Origin of the sequence: Xenorhabdus bharatensis (assembly GCF_037996705.1) — a bacterium.
Taxonomy (GTDB): Bacteria; Pseudomonadota; Gammaproteobacteria; order Enterobacterales; family Enterobacteriaceae; genus Xenorhabdus; species Xenorhabdus bharatensis.
In genome coordinates this window covers 1-223 of record NZ_JBBMXG010000113.1, presented here as the reverse complement: position 1 = coordinate 223, position 223 = coordinate 1, and the positions used below count along the sequence as shown (strand labels likewise).

The window sequence follows — 223 nt, the reverse complement described above, 5'->3', positions numbered from 1 at the left end:
GCTGGGGATCTGGACTTGCATGCCTTGCTGTTCAGCTTTTTCTACTATGGCATTACTATCATAGCCCCTGTCCGCCAAAAGATGCTCTGCATCGAGCCCTTCAATTAGGCGCTCAGCTTGCGAACAATCCGCTGTGGTACCGCTTGTAATAACCATTCTGACTGGCATACCATGCGCATCCACGGCCAAATGTATCTTGGTATTGAGCCCCCTTTTGTGATCC

1 protein-coding gene is annotated in these 223 nt (G+C 50.2%); it reads right to left on the bottom strand.

Annotated features, from left to right (window positions below; translation table 11 throughout):
* A partial coding sequence (locus AAC855_RS21465) for a transposase (protein WP_340612149.1) occupies positions 1-223 on the bottom strand: 223 nt, incomplete at both ends.